We start from the raw sequence: 16496 nt of genomic DNA, 5'->3' as shown, positions 1-16496 counted from the left end.
CCTTTCTCCCGCGCGGGCACAATGCCGCGATGCAATTGACCTTCGACAACCAGTTCCTCGCGCAGCTCCGCGGCGATCCACGGGAAGGCCCGGGCATCCGCGAGGTCGAGGCCGCGTGGTCGCGCGTGAAGCCCACGCCCGTCGCCGCGCCGCGCCTGGTGGCGTATTCGCGCGAGATGGCGCAGACCCTGGGGCTCAGCGACGCCGACGTGCGTTCGCCCGCATTCGCGCAGGTCTTCGGCGGCAATGCCTTGCTGCCGGGGATGGATCCTTTCGCCGCGAATTACGGTGGCCACCAGTTCGGCCATTGGGCCGGCCAGCTCGGCGACGGCCGCGCGATCACGCTCGGCGAAACCCTCGATGCACAGGGCCGGCGCTGGGAGCTGCAGCTCAAGGGCGCGGGCCCGACGCCGTATTCGCGCAGCGCCGACGGCCGCGCGGTGCTGCGTTCGTCGATCCGCGAATTCCTCTGCAGCGAAGCGATGCACCATCTCGGCATTCCGACCACGCGCGCGCTGAGCCTGGTCGCCACCGGCGAATCGGTCGTGCGCGACATGTTGTACGACGGCAATCCGAAGGAAGAACCCGGCGCGATCGTCTGTCGCGTGTCCCCCTCGTTCATCCGTTTCGGCAACGTCGAATTGCCCTATACGCGCGAAGACAACGAAGGCCTGCGCGCACTCGCGGATTTCTGCATCGCGCGCGATTTCCCCGAACTGCGCGGGCAGGGCACCACGTTGTACGGCGATTGGTTCGCCACCATCGCGCAACGCACCGCGACGCTGATGGCGCACTGGATGCGCGTGGGCTTCGTGCACGGCGTGATGAATACCGACAACCTGTCCATCCTCGGGTTGACGATCGACTACGGCCCCTACGGTTGGATCGACGATTTCGATCCGGAGTGGACGCCCAATACCACCGATGCCGGCGGGCGGCGCTATCGCTTCGGATGGCAGCCGAAGATCGCGTACTGGAACCTCACGATGCTCGCGCACGCGCTCTCGCCCTTGTTCGGTGAAGACGTGGCGCCCCTGAACGAAGGTTTGCAGCGCTACATGGATGCGTACGTGGCCGCGGATCGCGCGAACACGGCCGGCAAGCTCGGCCTGCTTCAAGCGCGCGACAGCGACATCGAACAACACCAGATGCTGCAGGACATGCTGCGCGTGGGCGAGTTCGACATGACGCTGTTCTATCGCGCGCTGTCGCGTTTCGATCCGAGCGTCGACATCGAGAAGCAATTGGATGGCCCCGGCGATCTGTTCGCGCACGCGACCTACGACAATGAGAAACGCGAGGAAGCGCTGCCCGGGCTCTGGGACTGGTTCAACCTTTACGCGCCCCGCTTGCAGGAGGAAGGCCGGCCCGCCGAGGAACGTCGCGCCAGCATGGACGCCATCAATCCGAAATACGTCCTGCGCAACTATCTCGCGCAGGAAGCCATCGACCTGGCCGAGCAGGGCGACGACAGCCGGGTCGCCGAATTGCTCGAGGTGATGCGCAAACCCTACGACGAGCAGCCCGAATACGTGCGTTTCGCGCAGAAGCGGCCGGAGTGGGCGAAGACCAAGGTGGGCTGTTCGATGCTCAGCTGCAGCTCCTGAAGGGGCCGAACACCTACAATGGCCGGATGCCCCTGATCGCCCTCCAGAACGTCGACTACAGCGTCGGCGGCCCCTTGCTGCTCGACCACGTCGAGCTGTCCATCGAACCCAACGAACGCATCGCGCTCATCGGCCGCAACGGCGCGGGCAAGTCCACGCTGCTGAAGTTGCTGTCGGGCGACCTGAAACCCGATGACGGGGAAGTGCGCCTGGAAGGCGGCCGCCGCGTCGCACGCCTGGAACAGGAAGTGCCGGGCGATGCGGTCGGCACCGTCTTCGATGTCGTCGCCGCGGGCCTGGGAGAAGCGGGCGCATTGCTCGCGCAGTTCCATCATCTCGCGCATGCCGAAGTCGTCGACGCGCGCGCGCTCGCGGACATCCAGGCCAAGGTGGAAGCGGCGCATGCCTGGTCGCTCGACCAGCGCGTCGAGGAAACGCTCACCCGCCTGGGGCTGGATGGCGATGCGGAATTCTCGCGCCTGTCGGGCGGCATGAAGCGGCGCGTGCTGCTCGCGCGTGCGCTCGTCAGCGCACCGGATCTGTTGTTGCTCGACGAGCCGACCAACCACCTGGACATCGAGTCGATCGACTGGCTCGAACAATTCCTCAAGTCCTGGAACGGCGCGCTGGTGTTCGTCACCCACGATCGCCGCTTCCTGCGCGCGCTCGCCACGCGCATCGTCGAAATCGATCGCGGCCGCGTGACCAGCTGGCCGGGCGACTTCGACAACTACCAACGCCGCCGCGAGGAACGCGCCAACGCCGAAGCGCAGGAAAGCGCGCGCTTCGACAAATTGCTCGCGCAGGAAGAAACGTGGATCCGCCAGGGCACCAAGGCGCGTCGCACGCGCGATGAAGGCCGGGTGCGCCGCCTGGAATCCATGCGCGTCGAACGCGCCGCGCGCCGCGAGCAGATGGGGCGCGTGGAGATGGAAGTCTCGCAGGGCGAGTCTTCCGGCAAGAAGGTCATCGAAGCGCGCGAGGTGGATTTCGACTACGGCGATCGCGCGCTGGTGCGCGATTTCTCCACGACCATCCTGCGCGGCGACCGCGTCGGCCTGATCGGCCCCAACGGCAGCGGCAAGACCACCTTGCTCAAGTTGCTGCTCGGGCAGCTGGCGCCCCAACGCGGCACGGTGAAGGCGGGCACGGGGCTGGAGATCGCGTACTTCGACCAGCAGCGCGCGTCCCTGCGCGAAGACTGGAGCGCGATGGAGAACGTCTCAGGCGGCCAGGATTTCGTCGAGATCGGCGGCAGGCGCAAGCACGTGCTCGGTTACCTGCAGGATTTCCTGTTCACGCCCGAGCGCGCACGCGCGCCGATCACGCGGCTGTCGGGCGGCGAGCGCAATCGCCTGTTGCTCGCGCGCCTGTTCGCGCAGCCATCGAACCTGCTGGTGATGGACGAACCGACCAACGACCTGGATGTCGAAACGCTCGAGTTGCTCGAAGAGTTGCTCGCCGAATATCCCGGCACGCTGTTGATGGTGAGCCATGACCGCGACTTCCTCGATCACGTGGTGACGTCCACGCTGGTGATGGAAGGCGACGGGCGAGTGGGGGAGTTCGTGGGCGGCTATACCGACTGGGTGCGGCAGCGCGGGCCGCAGGTGGCGGCGGTGCAATCGACGCGGAGTGCGCCTGCACGGCCGTCGCAGGGCGGACAGACAAAACGTCGCATGTCGTTCAAGGAACAGAAGGAACTGGAACAACTGCCGGCGCGCATCGAACAACTCGAAGCGAAGATCGCGCAATTGACCGAAACGATGCACGACCCTGCTTTCTACCAGCGCGACAGCGCGGCGATCATCGCGCACAACGCCCAACTCGCCGAAGTCCAGGCGCAACTGGACATTGCCTACGGCCGCTGGATGGAACTCGACGCGGGTTGAGGCTTACTCCGACGCCTGCGCGTCGATTTCGTCGAACACCGATTCGGGCAGCGCGATGAACGACCAGAACGGGATGTCGCGCCCGGCCCAGGCCTGGCCGGTTTCCTCGAGGATTTCCAGCAGCGTGTCGAAGGAATCGCCTTCGGATTGCTGGAGCGCGCCGCCGTTGTCGAACAACAGCGCCACGCCGGCATTGGGCAGCCACGACAGATCGCGCAGGCTGTCGGACAAGGCATCCCAGTTGTGGCCGAAGGTGCGCGGGAAATCGAGCGCGGTGGCGATGCGCAACAGGATCTGGCGTTTGTCGCCGCCTTCCAGGTCCACGCGGCGGACCTGCAGGCCCGCATCGCGCGCGGCGACGCCGAGCGTATCGAGGTCGTCGCTCGTGACGAAATAGACGCCCGCATTGTCCGCATCGGCCAGGCCGAGTTCCCAGCCCGAATCGCTCATTGCGTGCTTCCTGCCACGTCGAAGGACCGGAACGAATCGTAATGATCGTCGGTGTAGAACCAGGCCGAAGGCGGTTGGCCGCCGGTGATGATGCGGCGCGCGCCGCGATTCCCCGCGCCCGGGGTTTCGACCGTGTATTCGCGGTAGTAGCCGCGCGGCCTGTCGGGCAGGTGGTGTTCGCGGTTCTGGAACACGCTGCCATCCTGCGCATGCGGGAAGGGCCCGCCGCGCTGGATCAGCGCGATGGTTTCGCGCGCCTGGGGCGGGAGGAATGCGGGAAGGGCGGGCGCATCGTTGCGCGCAAGCTCGACAGCACCACCACCGCCGGCCGCGGGCGCGCTCGCCGAAGGCGGCGTTTCGCCCGGTGCGGGGGAATTGACGGTGCGCGGCCAGAACAGCCACACCGCGAACAACAGCGCGGCCACCACCCAGACCCACGGATTGCGCAAATGTCGCCGCATGCGATCTTCGGCCTTCCATTGGTGTGCCTTGTTTCGGAAGATACTCCTTCCATGCCGCTCACGCGCAACCTGTTCTTCGCCCTGGCACCGGATCCGTCGCTGCGCGACGCGCTCGCCGCGCATGCGCAACGCCTGCACGCCGGATGGGGCGGCCGCATGACGGCGCCGGCGAAGTTGCACATGACGCTGTTGTTCCTAGACGCGCTGCCCGCACCGATCGAACCCACGCTGATTCAGGCCGCGCGGGCCGCCGGCGCATCGATCGCGCTGCCGGGATTCGAGCTGGTCGTGGATCGCGCCGATCGCTTCGGCCACCGCGTCGGCTGGCTCGGCTGTTCGCACCTGCCGCCTGCATTGAAGACCTTGCACGAAGCACTCGTCGACGCATGCTTCGCCACCGGTGCGCCCGTGCGCCGCGAAAACCACTACACGCCGCACGTGACCATCTCGCGCGACCCGCGCACGCCCGCGCCGCACGCGATCGATCCGTTGCCCTGGCGCGTCCGCGACTTCGCATTGATGGCGAGCGCCGAAGGCGCTTACGAAATCCTCGGCAGATGGCCCTTGCAATCATGACCCGCGATCCCCGCATCGACGCTTACATCGACAAGCAGGCCGACTTCGCACGGCCGATCCTCGAGCGCGTGCGTGCGCTCGTGCACGAGGCGTGCCCTGACGTCGAGGAAACGATCAAGTGGTCGATGCCGACCTTCGTTTACGGCGGCGGCATCCTCTGCGGGATGGCGGCATTCAAGCAGCATGTGTCCTTCGGTTACTGGAAGCATGCGCTCGTCGTGGGCGAGGGCGCGCCCCGCGATGGCATGGGCAGCTACGGCAAGATGACCTCGGTGAAGGATTTGCCGCCGAAGAAGACGCTCATCGCACATCTGAAGAAGGCCATGCAGTTGAACCTCGAGAAGACGCCGCCGGTGCGCAAGGCGTCATCGCCCAAGCCGCCGCCGCAGTTGCCGGAGGACATGGCTGCGGCGCTGAAGAAAAACGCGAAGGCGCGCAAGGCGTACGAAGCATTTCCGCCGAGCGCGCAACGCGATTACGTCGAATGGATCGTGGAAGCCAAGCGCGAAGCAACGCGCGCATCGCGCCTTGCGCAGGCCATCGAATGGATGGCCGAAGGCAAGCGGCGGAACTGGAAGTACGAGACCTGTTGAAGCGGCCTCACTCCGACAGGAAGCGCCCGCAACCCCGATACGCCGTGCCGCCGACATCGACCATCGCGTCGACCGGGTAGGTCGCATCGCTCATGCCGTCGTTGCAGGGCTTGCGTTCGAGCACGACGCGCACCTTCGTCCCATCGGCGGCCTTACCGGCGTAGCCCATCAGGCCGGAGAGCGATTGCGCCTGCGCGATGTCGAGCTTGCGCGCGCCGTAATCGAACTCGGCGTGCAACTGCGGCGCCTCGCCGGGGCCGACTTCGAGCAACCAGCCTGGCTCGTTGCCGATCGCGCGGAACGCGATGCCGCGACGCTTCGCCTGGTCCCACGGCGATCCGGCCTGCGGCGGCGCATCCTGCTGCACGCACTCGACCTTCGCGCCGCCCTGGCGCGTGAGCGTGCCTTCCGACCCCTTCGTCCAGAACTCGTTGCCGAGATGATCGGCGTAGCGCGCGCCCGACGCGGACTGCGCCAGCGGGAGCGACACCGCGCCGCTCGGCAGCGCGAGATCCACGCGTTCGCCGGGAATGTCGAACACGGCTTCGAAGGTCATGTCGTCGCAGGTCCACATCGAACGCGTCGTCTGCGCGGGCGGCTGCGGTGCATCGCCGCTGCTCACGCGCGTCATGCGGAATTCGATGGTCTTCTGATCGCCCGGCGTGACCGGGATGCGCGTCGGTGTGTTGAACAGCAGACCACCGTCGGCGCCGCGCAGCGTGGCACTCAGGCCGTACTGGCCATTCGGGCGCAGCTTCGCGGGGTCGTATTGCAAGGCGAAGTCGTAGGGCGGGCCGGCGACATCCTCGAGCGTCGTGGTCGCGATCACCGCAGCGGGTGTATCGGCGAGCTGGTTGTCGATCAACTGCACCGTGAACGCCGCACCTGGCTGAATCTTGATGCGCTCCAGGTACGTGGCGCGGCCATGGATGAAGTTGGATTCGGTCGGGATCGGCGCCTGCGCGGCCGGCGCGGGCGTGGTGTCCGGACAGCCTGCAAGCACCGCCGCCAGGCAGGCGGCCAATAGGCAACGGATCATGGTCATCGCAGGCTCCTTCTCGGATCAGGGCGCGGTGTCGACGCGCAACACCGGGTAGAGGTTGAAGCGCTCGTCCCACGAGGCATGCCGCTTGGCGAAGAACGCCAGGCGCGCGTCGGGATCCTTGGCGAAGGCTTCGTCCTTCAGCGCGGCGTCGAACTGCGCGCGCACCTTCGGATCCTTCAGCATCGTCTCGGCGACTTCCTCGGCCACGTACGCTTCCATGTATTCCTTCTGCTCGAAGGCGTTGTTGAACTCGCCCCACGCGGCCAGCGCATCGGGCGCCTGCGGTTCGAGCAGGGCCATCACCAGGCGCGCCTTGGGCTGTGCGATCGGCACGAACAAGGCGCCGTTGCCGACATCGCGCGTCTCCGGCTTCCACGCGCCTTCGAGCGTCAGGCGCTGGTGGCCTTCGACCGAATTGCCGCCGAACTTCGTGCTCGTCGCGCGGAAGGTCTGCACGGCGAGCTTGTCGTGCGCCTGGATCGGATGGAACTGCACGCCGTGCAGCTTCAATTTTTCACCGACCCACGCCGCATGCGCCGCCGGCACGATGTAACCCGCGCGCGGGGCGTCGACGACGCGGCCCGGGATGATCTCGTCGCGCAGCGGCACCTTCCAGACCTGCGGTTTGGTTTCGTCGTAACGCGTCATCAGTGCGCCCGACACTTCCGATTGCGTGCGCGTGTACGCATAGCCGCGGAAATCGATCGTGCGCACCTTCTCGCTGGCCGTGTAGTCCAGCGGCACCGGCTTGCCCGCGAGGTCGGCGGCATCGGCGGCCTTGGCGATGCGCATCCAGGCGGCGCCATCATTCGCGACGTGCTGCATCACCGAAAGCACGATGTCGTGCGTGGTCTTGACGCGATGCGCGTAGGGGCGCCACGAGTGCGTTTCCACCAGCATCCCGAAGCGATTGCGCAACTGGAAGTAGCCGGTGGAGAAGCGCGGCGGCGACACGCCGTCCACGAAGCCGGACGTCGGATCGTCGGACTGCGCGAAGGAGGGATAGAAGGCGACCGGCAGCGCGCCCTGCTTCTCCACGTCGGCGATCACGCCGTCGCGGAAGGCACGGCCCGCGGCCTGCAGCGCGGCGTCGCCGGCGTGTACCGGTTCGACCTGCACGGCCACGTCCTGTTCGAACTTCGCGCCGTCGGTGACATGCAGGTCGATGTAGGCGATCGGGTCCCACGCGTCGACCAGGCGCAGCATCGCCTGCATTTCCGGCGTGTCGGCCTTCACGTAATCGCGGTTGAGGTTGTAGTTCTGCGCGGTGGTGCGCCAGCCCATCTGTTCGGGGCCGCGCTGGTTCGGGCGGTTCCATGCGCCGAAGCGCTCGTGGCCGTCGATGTTGAACACCGGGACGAAGACGAGCACCTGCTTGTCGAGGACGTCCTTGTCCTGTTCGCCACCCAGCACCTGGCGCAGCGCCTGGAAGCCCGCGTCCTTGCCGTCGATCTCGCCGGCGTGGATGCCGCCCTGCACGAGCAGCACGGGCAGGCCCTTGGCGCGCGCGGCCTCGGGCGTCAGCGCGCCGGTGCGCGTGGCGATGAGCGCGAGCATCGGGCGGCCTTCGGGCGTGGTGCCGAATTGCGTGCAGCGCACCGCGTCCGGATACGCCTTTGCGAAGGCATGGCACAGCGCGATGGTTTCTTCGAAGCGCCCGGTGCGCACGAAGCCGGAGCGCTCCGATTCGGTCACCAGGTCCGCGCGCGGCGTGGCCGCGAAGGCGGGGCCCAGGCAGGCCAGGGCAACGGCGGAGGCGAGCAGCGTGCGAATCGGCGTCATGGGCGAGGGTCGGTCGGGGAGGGGCGAGCGGCCGATCTTAGACGACCGATATGATGTGCGCCTCTGCCAGACGGAACGCGCCCATGGATGTCCTGTACTACTCGCCCGGTGCCGCCAGCCTGGTCGTGCATTGGTTGTTGATCGAACTCGACGCGCCGCACGCGCTCCACCTGATCGACACGTCCACCGGCGCCCAGCGTTCGCCCGACTACCTCAAGCTCAATCCCAACGGCGTGGTGCCCACGCTCGTGCTCGATGGCGTGCCGCGTTTCGAAGCCGCCGCGCTGCTGATGACGCTCGCCGATCGCGATCCGCAGCATCGCTTCGCGCCCGCGCACGACGACCCGCTGCGCGCCGACTACAACCAGTGGATGTTCCACCTGGCCAACGCGGTGCAGCCCCTGTTCCGCCAGTGGTGGTATCCGCACGAGCCCGCCGGCGATGCGAACGCCGATGCGGTGCGCACGTCCATCGCGCCGCGCATCGCCGCCGCGTGGGATCGGCTGGATGCACGCATCGCCGAACACGGCCCGTACCTGCTGGGCGACCGGCTGACCGCCGCGGATTTCTATCTCACGATGCTGATGCGCTGGTCGCGCAACATGCCGCGCCCGGCGACCGATTGGCCGCACCTGCGCGACTTCGCCAATCGCATGCGCGCGCGGCCGTCCTTCGCCACGCTGTATGCGCGCGAAGGCCTGTCCGAATGGAGCCTTGCGCCCGCGACGGCGGCGGTCTGACGCATGGGTTCCCCGCAGACCCTGATCCTGATCGCGATCACCGTGGTGGTGTCGTGGCTGTCGTTCTCGCGCACGCGCCTGCTCGATCGCCTGACCCTGTGGCCGCCGGCGATCGACCGCAAGCACGAGTACGACCGGTTGGTGACGCACGGGTTCGTGCACGCCGACTGGATGCACCTGTTCTTCAACATGTTCACGCTGTACTTCTTCGGGCCGCTGGCCGAGCGGTTCTACGCGCAGGCGATCGGGCCGCTGGCCTTTCCGGTGTTCTACCTCGCGGCGATCGTGGTCGCTATCCTGCCGACCTACATGCGCCATCGGCACGATGCGGCGTATCGCAGCCTGGGGGCCTCGGGTGCCGTGGCGGCGGTGATGTTCACCTACGTCCTGTTCGATCCGTGGGGGCGCATCTACCTGTTCTTCGGCATTCCGTGCCCGGCGATCGTGTTCGGCGTGCTCTACCTGGCGTACTCGGCCTGGGCCGATGCGCGTGGCGGGCACGGCAACATCAACCACAGCGCGCACTTCTGGGGCGCGGCCTTCGGCATCGCCGCCGCGCTGGTGGTCGAACCGCAGCTGATCGAGGTGTTCACGCAGCGGCTGCTCGCGCCGCTGCAGTGAGCGATCACCCCGGCTGAATCTCCGGCGTGGTATCCGGGCGCTCTGGACCTGACGAGGAAGCGCCATGGCGACCCGGAAACCTGCGAAGAAGTCGGCGGCGAAGAAAAGTGCGAAGAAGGCCGCCCGGAAGGCGGGCGCGAAGAAGGCCGTGAAAAAGGCCGGCGCGAAGAAGGCGACGAAGAAGGCCGTAAAGAAGGCGGCGAAGAAGGCCGCCGCGAAGAAGACCGGGACGCGCACCGTTGCGTCGAAGAAGACGGCGGTGAAGAAGGGCGCCGCGAGAAAAACCGCGGTGAAGAAGGCGGCAGCGAAGAAGCCGGTCGCGAAGAAGGTCGCGACGAAGAAAGCCGCTTCGAAGAAGGTCGCGACCAGGAAGTCCGCGTCGAAGAAGGCCGTGCCCACGAAGGTCGCGACGAAGAAGACCGCTTCGAAAAAGACCGCATCGAAGAAGATCGCGTCGAAGAAGACCACCGCCCGCAAGGCCCCGCGCAAGTCGACGCTGACCTTCGCCTCGACCATCACGCCCGAACAGGCGCTGGAAAACACCCGCCGCCTGCTCGCCGAGAAGCACGAGCACGACCGCGAGACGCCCGCATGGCAGACGATCGGTCACGAGGGCGGTGCGCAGCCCGCGCACGACGGCTTCCAGTCCGACGAAGCCCGCGATCGCGCGGTCGGCCGTGGGCAGGAAGAAACCCGCTCGGAGGGCATCGCCGGCAGCGCCGCGGCCACCGACCGCCACAGCCAGGGCAAGCGCGATTCCCGCGGGTGATGGCACCATCGACCCCATGAGCACCGACGCATCGCGCGACATCGCCGCCCGCATCCGCCACGAAGCGGATGCGGGACCCGGTTCCGAAGGCCGCTTCACCGTCGAAGTCGACGGCGTGCAGGCCGAACTCGTCTACCGCCGCGACGACGCGGCGCAGATCACCATCCTCCACACCGGCGTGCCGCCGGCGATCGGCGGGCGCGGCGTCGCCGCCGAGCTGGTGCGCACCACGCTGGACTGGGTGAAGGCGCAAGGCATGAAAGTGCACCTGGCGTGCAGCTATTCGAAGGCCTGGGTGGCCAAGCATCCGGAGTACGCGGCGCTCACCGTCTGACAAGCACGTAAACTGGGCGGATGCGCCTCAACAAGTTCATCAGCGACACCGGCGCCTGCTCGCGCCGCGAAGCCGACCGCCTCATCGCCGAGGGCCGCGTCCAGGTCAACGGCATCCGCGCCCGCGTGGGCGCCGAAGTGGGCGAGGAGGACACCATCCTAGTCGACGGCCAGCCGCTGCGCGTCCGCGCCGCGGCGGCGCCCGGGAAGCGGCGGCACGTCTACATCGCGCTCAACAAGCCGGTCGGCATCACCTGCACGACCGAAACGGGCGTCAACGACAACATCATCGATTTCATCGGGCACCAGGAGCGCATCTTCCCGATCGGGCGCCTGGACAAGGAGTCCGAGGGCCTGATCCTGCTGACCTCCAACGGCGACATCGTCAACGAGATCCTGCGCGCCGAGAACAAGCTGGAGAAGGAATACCTGGTCGCGATCAACCACCCGGTCACCGACGAATTCCTGCGCGGCATGGCCCGCGGGGTGCCGCTGCACGGGGAGACCACGCTGCCGTGCAAGACCGGCAAGCTCGGCCGTTTCGGTTTCCGCATCGTGCTGGTGCAGGGGCTCAACCGGCAGATCCGGCTGATGGCGGCGCATTTCGGCCACCGCGTGAAGCAGCTGATGCGTGTGAGGATCGGCTCGGTGAAGTTGGGCCACCTCAAGGTGGGCCAGTGGCGCAATCTGACGCAGGCCGAGCTACAGGCCCTCCTGCCGCACCGTACCGAGTGGTGAGGCCCAGCCTCGTGGTGGGACGTTCGTCGGGAAAATGAACTTCGTGCTCCCGCATTCACACTTTGGCGTGAAAGTAGGGTAAGGTGCGCCCACTGTTTCAAGCGGGATCACGGTACATCGTGGCCCGATGCGGTAGATCAAGGCGTCAGCCCGCGGTCCGCTACATCGTTCGCTCATTACCCCTTGCTGGACAGTCTCGGTGCGCAAAGTGCGCATCGTGCACCAACCATCTGTTTTTCAAGGAGTAGTTTATGTCCGATCGTCAGACCGGTACCGTCAAGTGGTTCAACGACGCCAAGGGCTTCGGCTTCATCACGCCGGAATCCGGCCCGGACCTCTTCGTGCACTTCCGTTCCATCCAGGGCACCGGCTTCAAGTCGCTGCAGGAAGGCCAGCGCGTGTCGTTCAAGGTCGTGCAGGGCCAGAAGGGCCTGCAGGCCGACGAAGTCCAGGCCGTCTAAGGTCCACGACATCGCGGTAAGGCCGATGCGGAAACGCACCGGTCGCACCTTCGAAAACCCGGCGCTTGCGCCGGGTTTTCTTTTGCCTAAAGCAAACCCGCGCGTCGCGCGGCGTCCACTTTCGCCGCAGCGCTCGCGCGCGCCGGCGCGAGGATCGCGGCAAAGCGCGGATCGGTGCGCAAGCCGGCGAGCAACGGATCGACCTGGAGATCGTCGATCTGCTGGTCGTAGCCTGCATCCACGCCGGCCTTGAGCGCGGCCAGCGCCGCGTCCTTCCGCCCGAGCGCGGACAGGCCCAGCACCTCGATCCATCCGCGGCCCGCCAACACCGCCGCATACGGGCGCACTTTCACCGCGGCCAGCGCTTGTTCGATCAGCACGCGACCGCGCGCGGTTTGCCCCGTTCGCAGCAACGCGATACCGGCATTCACCGACTCGAACGCCTCGCCCGGCGCGGGCGGTCGCTTGCCGTCGATCAATTGCGGCTTCATCGCGCGCAACAGCGCCAACGCGCCGGCCGAATCGTTTCGCCGCACCATCGCCGCCGCGCGGTAATAGCCCAGGCTGGAGTGCGTGTCGTCGGGCAGGAAGTGCCAGGCCGAGTCAGTGTCGCCCTGCAGCCATGCCAACCGTGCCTGCGTCGCGCGCAACATCGTCGCATCCGGCGCTTGCGCGGCGAGCGGGCGCAAACACGCTTGTGCGGCGTCGAGCGCGCCGAAGTCCATCAACGCGGCGCAGCGATGCGCACGGAAGCCGTAGGCCTTCGGATCGCGCCGACCCTGTTCGGCGAAGTCCTGCAAGGCCGAAACGAGGTCGCCGTTCACTTGGTGAATCGCAGCGCGGTCGTCGTAACTGCGCGCCACCTCCGGATGCTCGGCGATCAGCGCGTCCATTCCGGCGAGCGCTTGATCGACGTGGTCGGCTTGGCCGAGGTGGAAGAGCCACGTGCTACGGATGACCGTCGAGAGCGGATCGAGTTCGCGCGCCTTGGCCAGCATCGCCAGGCCTGTGTCGAAGCGACCAAAGCCCGCGCCCTCCAACTCGCCCATCCACTGCCAGCCGGTGGCGTAGCCCGGTGCGAGCTGCACGCCGCGCCGGTATTCGGCCATCGCTTCATCCTGCTTGCCGGCGTTCTCCAGCGCGACCGCGCGCGCGATGTGCGCCTCGCCCGACGTCGGTGCCAGGGCCAGGGCGCGTGCGAGGTACTGGTCGGCGCGCTGCTTCGTCGCCTGATCGACGCTGCCGTACAGATTCAGCAGATGGATCGCATCGTGCGCGCCCACGTAGGCGCGGGCGTACTGCGGATCGAGCTCGATCGCATGCTCGAAGTGCCGCAAGGCTTGCTCCATCTGCGCCACATCGCGCCGCGGCAGCAGGGCCATGCCCTTGAGGTAGGCGTCGTACGCGGCGACGTTGTCCGTGCGCTTCTGCACCAGGCGGCGCTGCGTGGAGTCCGGCAACTTCAGCGCGAGCGCATCGACGACCGAGGTGGCGATCTCGTCCTGGATGGAGAACAGATCCTTGAGCTTGCGGTCGTAGCGCCGCGACCACAGGTGCGAGCCGTCCTCGGCGCGGATCAATTGCACGGTGATGCGCAGGGTGTCGCCGGCCTGTTGCACGCTGCCTTCGAGCAAATGCGCGGCGCCGAGCGTGCGGCCGATCTGCCGCATGTCGGAGGTCTTGCCGCGGAACTGGAAGGAGGACGTGCGCGCGATGACCTTGAGATCGGGCACCTGCGCGAGCATGTCGAGCGTGGTTTCGGCCAGGCCGTCGGAGAAGTAATCGTTCGACGGGTTGCCGCTCATGTTCACGAAGGGCAGCACCGCGATCGAACGTTCCGGCGTTTCGCTCCGGCGAAAGGCGGGCTGGCCGTAGAAGTACCAGGCCAGCGCGAGCGCGACCAGGCCCAGTGCGATCACGGCCATCCGTTTGTTGCCGATGGTGGCCGGCACGACCTTCACGCCCTCGGGCGTCAGGTCGAGCGCCCACGCCAGCAGCAGGGCAAGGGGAAATCCCAGCGCGAACAGCAGGATGGTCACGCGCAATGCCCACGCCGGCGCTTCGAAGGCGGGCAGGGCGATGGAGGCGGCCTGGATCGTGATCCACGCGACGACCAGATACACCATGGCCACGCGAACGACGCGGCGCTGCTTGAGTTCGGCGAGGAAGGACACCGGCGCGGTTCCTACGTCTTCATCGTCAGGCACGCTCCATCGCAGGGTAAACGCGGGCCGCACGACGGGTCGGTCATGGCCGCGCGTCGGAAGCAGGCACGCGGGTGTATTCAGGCGTCACGTCGCTGGCGATAATTTGCGTGCGACCCTCGAGCCAATGGATTGCCTCAATGACGCGCCGTGCGCTGTTCGTTCTCTTCCTCGCCGTTGCCACGCTTGCTGCCTGCCGCCGTGAGTCGCCGGCGCCCGCGGCCGCGCCCGGCGCGGCGCCTGCCACCACCGCGACCAGGCCCGCCGCCGCCTCCACCGCGGTGGTGCCGCTGAAGGACGTCGTGGAGACCACGCCGCGCTATGTCATCGGCATCACGTATCCGAAGGAAGCCGCGCCATACCCGGGCCTGGTCTCGGCGTTGATGGCGTATGCCGCCGATTCGCGCAAGGACCTGATCGGCGCCGTCGATGCGCTCGGCAACGACACGCCGACCGCGCCCTACGAGTTGAGCCTGTCCTACACCACGCTGGTGAATTCGCCGGACCTGGTCGCGATCGCCGCCGACGGCAGCCTGTACACCGGTGGTGCGCACGGTTCGCCGCTGATCGCGCGCTTCGTCTGGTTGCCCAAGCGCAACGCGATGCTGAGCGCCGACAAGCTCGTGACCGACGCGAAGGGCTGGCAGGCGATTTCCGATTTCGTGCGCGAACAACTGCACACCGCGCTGTCGCAACGCATCGATGCCGACGACGTGCCCGCCGAAGAACGCGCCGACATGTTGAAGAACGCCGGCGAGATGATCGACGACGGCACGCAGCCCAAGGCCGATGCCTTCTCCGAATTCGAACCGCGCGTCGGCGCCGATGGCCGCATCGCCGCGTTGCGTTTCGTGTTTCCGCCCTACCAGGTGGGGCCGTACGCCGACGGCACGCAGACCGTCGACGTCCCCGCCGAAGTCCTGTTGCCGCACGTGGCGCCGGCGTATCGCGCCTTGTTCCGCGGCGGCTGAGGCCACGGCGCACGCAGGCAGCCGCCATGTCGCCGCATCCGTTCCGGGCGCGTGTCGCGGGCTTGTTCCAGGATGCGGGCCTGTGCTTCGACGACTCGCGCGCGGGCGGCAGTGCGCCGTGGGATCCGCGCGTCCACGACCAGCGCTTCTTCCGCCGCGTGCTCGCGCAAGGCTCGCTCGGGCTGGGCGAGGCCTACATGGACGGTTGGTGGGACGTCGCCGATCTCGACGGGATGCTCTTCCGCCTGTTGTCCAGGGATCTCGACAAACGCGTGCTCGGCGTCGGCGAGATCTGGGATGGCTTGCGCGCGCGCGTGATGAACACGCAGAGCGCAGCGCGCAGTTTCGAAGTCGGGCAACGGCATTACGACCTGGGCAACGACCTGTACCGCGCGATGCTCGGCAAGCGCATGGTCTACAGCTGCGGTTATTGGCGCCAGGCCACCGACCTCGATGCCGCGCAGGAAGCCAAACTCGACCTGGTGTGCCGCAAGCTCGGCCTGCGCCCGGGCATGCGCGTGCTCGACATCGGGTGCGGCTGGGGCGAAGCCCTCAAATTCGCCGCGGAGCGATACGGGATCCAGGGCGTCGGCGTGACGGTGTCGCGCGAGCAGGCCGACTACGCGCGCGAACTTTGCGCAGGCCTGCCCATCGACATCCGCCTGCAGGATTACCGCGAACTCGACGAAGGTTTCGATCGCATCTTTTCGCTGGGCATGTTCGAACACGTTGGCGTGCGCAACTATGCGACGTATTTCGACGTCGCGCGGCGCTGCCTCTCCACGCAGGCGCCGGATGGCGGGCTGTTCCTGCTGCATACGATCGGCAGCGCGCGATCGGTCGACCACACCGATCCGTGGATCGAGCGCTACATCTTCCCCAATTCGATGCTGCCCTCGGCCAAACAGATCTCCGAAGCGATCGAAGGCCGGTTCGTGTGCGAGGACTGGCACAACTTCGGCGCCGATTACGACCGCACGCTGCAGGCGTGGCGGGCGAACATCGAGGCGGCGTGGGATCGCCTGCCGGCGCGATACGACGAGCGGTTCCGCCGCATGTGGCGGTTCTACCTCGCCGGGTCGATGGCGGGGTTCCGCTGCCGGCACATACACCTCTGGCAACTGGTGCTGTCGCCGGAGGGCGTGCCCGGCGGCTATATCGCCCCGCGCTAGCCGTCGCACGGATTGAGACGGGCAGGGAGGAGAGTTCGCCGCATGCCCGTTCAGCCCGCCCTCGCGCCCCAGGCGGATAAT

The 16496-nt window shown here is 67.2% G+C and carries 17 protein-coding genes; 12 read left to right on the top strand and 5 right to left on the bottom strand.

The features are described from left to right. Window positions 1-29 precede the first annotated feature (29 nt). Together AC1DOM_RS11160 and AC1DOM_RS11155 are read left to right on the top strand one after the other, a co-directional pair. The gene (locus AC1DOM_RS11160) at window positions 30-1607 is read left to right on the top strand and encodes a protein adenylyltransferase SelO (protein WP_498963248.1); all 1578 of its coding nucleotides are present in this window, start codon (window positions 30-32) and stop codon (window positions 1605-1607) included. A 26-nt stretch (window positions 1608-1633) separates the two neighbouring features. After that, the gene (locus AC1DOM_RS11155; RefSeq protein WP_498963246.1) at window positions 1634-3499 is read left to right on the top strand and encodes an ATP-binding cassette domain-containing protein; all 1866 of its coding nucleotides are present in this window, start codon (window positions 1634-1636) and stop codon (window positions 3497-3499) included. Between the two features lie 3 nt (window positions 3500-3502). Here AC1DOM_RS11155 and AC1DOM_RS11150 read toward each other — a convergent pair whose 3' ends face one another. Both AC1DOM_RS11150 and AC1DOM_RS11145 read right to left on the bottom strand, forming a co-directional pair. After that, complete coding sequence (locus AC1DOM_RS11150; RefSeq protein WP_498963244.1) at window positions 3503-3949, bottom strand: barstar family protein; 447 nt, start codon at window positions 3947-3949, stop codon at window positions 3503-3505. Next, window positions 3946-4398, bottom strand: coding sequence for a guanyl-specific ribonuclease (locus AC1DOM_RS11145; RefSeq protein ID WP_498963478.1), 453 nt, complete (start codon window positions 4396-4398; stop codon window positions 3946-3948). Before AC1DOM_RS11145 ends, AC1DOM_RS11150 begins: the two co-directional genes overlap by 4 nt. Window positions 4399-4461: 63 nt before the next feature. Here AC1DOM_RS11145 and thpR point away from each other — a divergent pair, with 63 nt between their 5' ends. Together thpR and AC1DOM_RS11135 are read left to right on the top strand one after the other, a co-directional pair. Then, window positions 4462-4986: an RNA 2',3'-cyclic phosphodiesterase gene (gene thpR / locus AC1DOM_RS11140; protein WP_498963242.1), complete on the top strand. Its 525-nt coding sequence runs from the start codon at window positions 4462-4464 to the stop codon at window positions 4984-4986. Beyond that, window positions 4983-5579 carry a YdeI/OmpD-associated family protein gene (locus AC1DOM_RS11135; protein ID WP_498963240.1) on the top strand — a complete coding sequence of 199 codons (597 nt, stop codon included), beginning with the start codon at window positions 4983-4985 and terminating at the stop codon, window positions 5577-5579. Before thpR ends, AC1DOM_RS11135 begins: the two co-directional genes overlap by 4 nt. Window positions 5580-5586: 7 nt before the next feature. Here the strand turns inward: AC1DOM_RS11135 and AC1DOM_RS11130 are convergent, their stop codons facing one another. Continuing rightward, window positions 5587-6624, bottom strand: coding sequence for a YbaY family lipoprotein (locus AC1DOM_RS11130; protein ID WP_498963238.1), 1038 nt, complete (start codon window positions 6622-6624; stop codon window positions 5587-5589). An 18-nt stretch (window positions 6625-6642) separates the two neighbouring features. Then, entirely contained in the window at window positions 6643-8406 is a 1764-nt protein-coding gene (locus AC1DOM_RS11125) for a M14 family metallopeptidase (protein WP_498963237.1), read from the bottom strand. An 83-nt stretch (window positions 8407-8489) separates the two neighbouring features. Between AC1DOM_RS11125 and AC1DOM_RS11120 the strand changes: the two genes are divergently transcribed. From AC1DOM_RS11120 to AC1DOM_RS11095, 6 genes are all read left to right on the top strand, one after another. Further along, window positions 8490-9146 carry a glutathione S-transferase family protein gene (locus AC1DOM_RS11120; protein ID WP_498963235.1) on the top strand — a complete coding sequence of 219 codons (657 nt, stop codon included), beginning with the start codon at window positions 8490-8492 and terminating at the stop codon, window positions 9144-9146. 3 nt (window positions 9147-9149) lie between these two features. Beyond that, window positions 9150-9767, top strand: coding sequence for a rhomboid family intramembrane serine protease (locus AC1DOM_RS11115; RefSeq protein ID WP_498963233.1), 618 nt, complete (start codon window positions 9150-9152; stop codon window positions 9765-9767). A 64-nt stretch (window positions 9768-9831) separates the two neighbouring features. Further along, complete coding sequence (locus AC1DOM_RS11110) at window positions 9832-10536, top strand: hypothetical protein (RefSeq protein WP_498963231.1); 705 nt, start codon at window positions 9832-9834, stop codon at window positions 10534-10536. Between the two features lie 16 nt (window positions 10537-10552). Beyond that, the gene (locus AC1DOM_RS11105; RefSeq protein ID WP_498963229.1) at window positions 10553-10870 is read left to right on the top strand and encodes a GNAT family N-acetyltransferase; all 318 of its coding nucleotides are present in this window, start codon (window positions 10553-10555) and stop codon (window positions 10868-10870) included. Between the two features lie 20 nt (window positions 10871-10890). Continuing rightward, on the top strand, window positions 10891-11607 hold the full coding sequence (locus AC1DOM_RS11100) for a pseudouridine synthase (RefSeq protein WP_498963227.1): 717 nt from the start codon (window positions 10891-10893) through the stop codon (window positions 11605-11607). Between the two features lie 251 nt (window positions 11608-11858). Further along, a complete protein-coding gene (locus tag AC1DOM_RS11095) occupies window positions 11859-12068 on the top strand; it encodes a cold-shock protein (protein ID WP_036164817.1) in 210 nt (69 codons plus the stop codon). An 86-nt stretch (window positions 12069-12154) separates the two neighbouring features. Here the strand turns inward: AC1DOM_RS11095 and AC1DOM_RS11090 are convergent, their stop codons facing one another. After that, window positions 12155-14275 carry a tetratricopeptide repeat protein gene (locus tag AC1DOM_RS11090; protein WP_498963224.1) on the bottom strand — a complete coding sequence of 707 codons (2121 nt, stop codon included), beginning with the start codon at window positions 14273-14275 and terminating at the stop codon, window positions 12155-12157. A 137-nt stretch (window positions 14276-14412) separates the two neighbouring features. On the opposite strand from AC1DOM_RS11090, the gene AC1DOM_RS11085 reads away from it, so the two are divergent. Beyond that, window positions 14413-15243: a DUF3298 and DUF4163 domain-containing protein gene (locus AC1DOM_RS11085; protein WP_498963223.1), complete on the top strand. Its 831-nt coding sequence runs from the start codon at window positions 14413-14415 to the stop codon at window positions 15241-15243. Between the two features lie 26 nt (window positions 15244-15269). Beyond that, the gene (gene cfa / locus AC1DOM_RS11080) at window positions 15270-16415 is read left to right on the top strand and encodes a cyclopropane fatty acyl phospholipid synthase (RefSeq protein WP_498963221.1); all 1146 of its coding nucleotides are present in this window, start codon (window positions 15270-15272) and stop codon (window positions 16413-16415) included. The last annotated feature ends 81 nt before the right edge of the window (window positions 16416-16496 follow it).

The organism is Lysobacter sp. P5_B12 (assembly GCF_056400425.1).
Note: the sequence above shows the minus strand (reverse complement) of the source record. Positions and strands in the feature narration are given on the sequence as shown.

What these genes read in the sequence shown, in the direction of transcription:
- AC1DOM_RS11160 (WP_498963248.1), top strand. Translation starts at nt 30, where the DNA reads ATGCAATTGACCTTCGACAACCAGTTCCTCGCGCAGCTCCGCGGCGAT.
- AC1DOM_RS11155 (WP_498963246.1), top strand. Translation starts at nt 1,634, where the DNA reads ATGCCCCTGATCGCCCTCCAGAACGTCGACTACAGCGTCGGCGGCCCC.
- AC1DOM_RS11150 (WP_498963244.1), bottom strand. Translation starts at nt 3,949, where the DNA reads ATGAGCGATTCGGGCTGGGAACTCGGCCTGGCCGATGCGGACAATGCG.
- thpR (WP_498963242.1), top strand. Translation starts at nt 4,462, where the DNA reads ATGCCGCTCACGCGCAACCTGTTCTTCGCCCTGGCACCGGATCCGTCG.
- AC1DOM_RS11135 (WP_498963240.1), top strand. Translation starts at nt 4,983, where the DNA reads ATGACCCGCGATCCCCGCATCGACGCTTACATCGACAAGCAGGCCGAC.
- AC1DOM_RS11130 (WP_498963238.1), bottom strand. Translation starts at nt 6,624, where the DNA reads ATGACCATGATCCGTTGCCTATTGGCCGCCTGCCTGGCGGCGGTGCTT.
- AC1DOM_RS11125 (WP_498963237.1), bottom strand. Translation starts at nt 8,406, where the DNA reads ATGACGCCGATTCGCACGCTGCTCGCCTCCGCCGTTGCCCTGGCCTGC.
- AC1DOM_RS11120 (WP_498963235.1), top strand. Translation starts at nt 8,490, where the DNA reads ATGGATGTCCTGTACTACTCGCCCGGTGCCGCCAGCCTGGTCGTGCAT.
- AC1DOM_RS11115 (WP_498963233.1), top strand. Translation starts at nt 9,150, where the DNA reads ATGGGTTCCCCGCAGACCCTGATCCTGATCGCGATCACCGTGGTGGTG.
- AC1DOM_RS11110 (WP_498963231.1), top strand. Translation starts at nt 9,832, where the DNA reads ATGGCGACCCGGAAACCTGCGAAGAAGTCGGCGGCGAAGAAAAGTGCG.
- AC1DOM_RS11105 (WP_498963229.1), top strand. Translation starts at nt 10,553, where the DNA reads ATGAGCACCGACGCATCGCGCGACATCGCCGCCCGCATCCGCCACGAA.
- AC1DOM_RS11100 (WP_498963227.1), top strand. Translation starts at nt 10,891, where the DNA reads ATGCGCCTCAACAAGTTCATCAGCGACACCGGCGCCTGCTCGCGCCGC.
- AC1DOM_RS11095 (WP_036164817.1), top strand. Translation starts at nt 11,859, where the DNA reads ATGTCCGATCGTCAGACCGGTACCGTCAAGTGGTTCAACGACGCCAAG.
- AC1DOM_RS11085 (WP_498963223.1), top strand. Translation starts at nt 14,413, where the DNA reads ATGACGCGCCGTGCGCTGTTCGTTCTCTTCCTCGCCGTTGCCACGCTT.
- cfa (WP_498963221.1), top strand. Translation starts at nt 15,270, where the DNA reads ATGTCGCCGCATCCGTTCCGGGCGCGTGTCGCGGGCTTGTTCCAGGAT.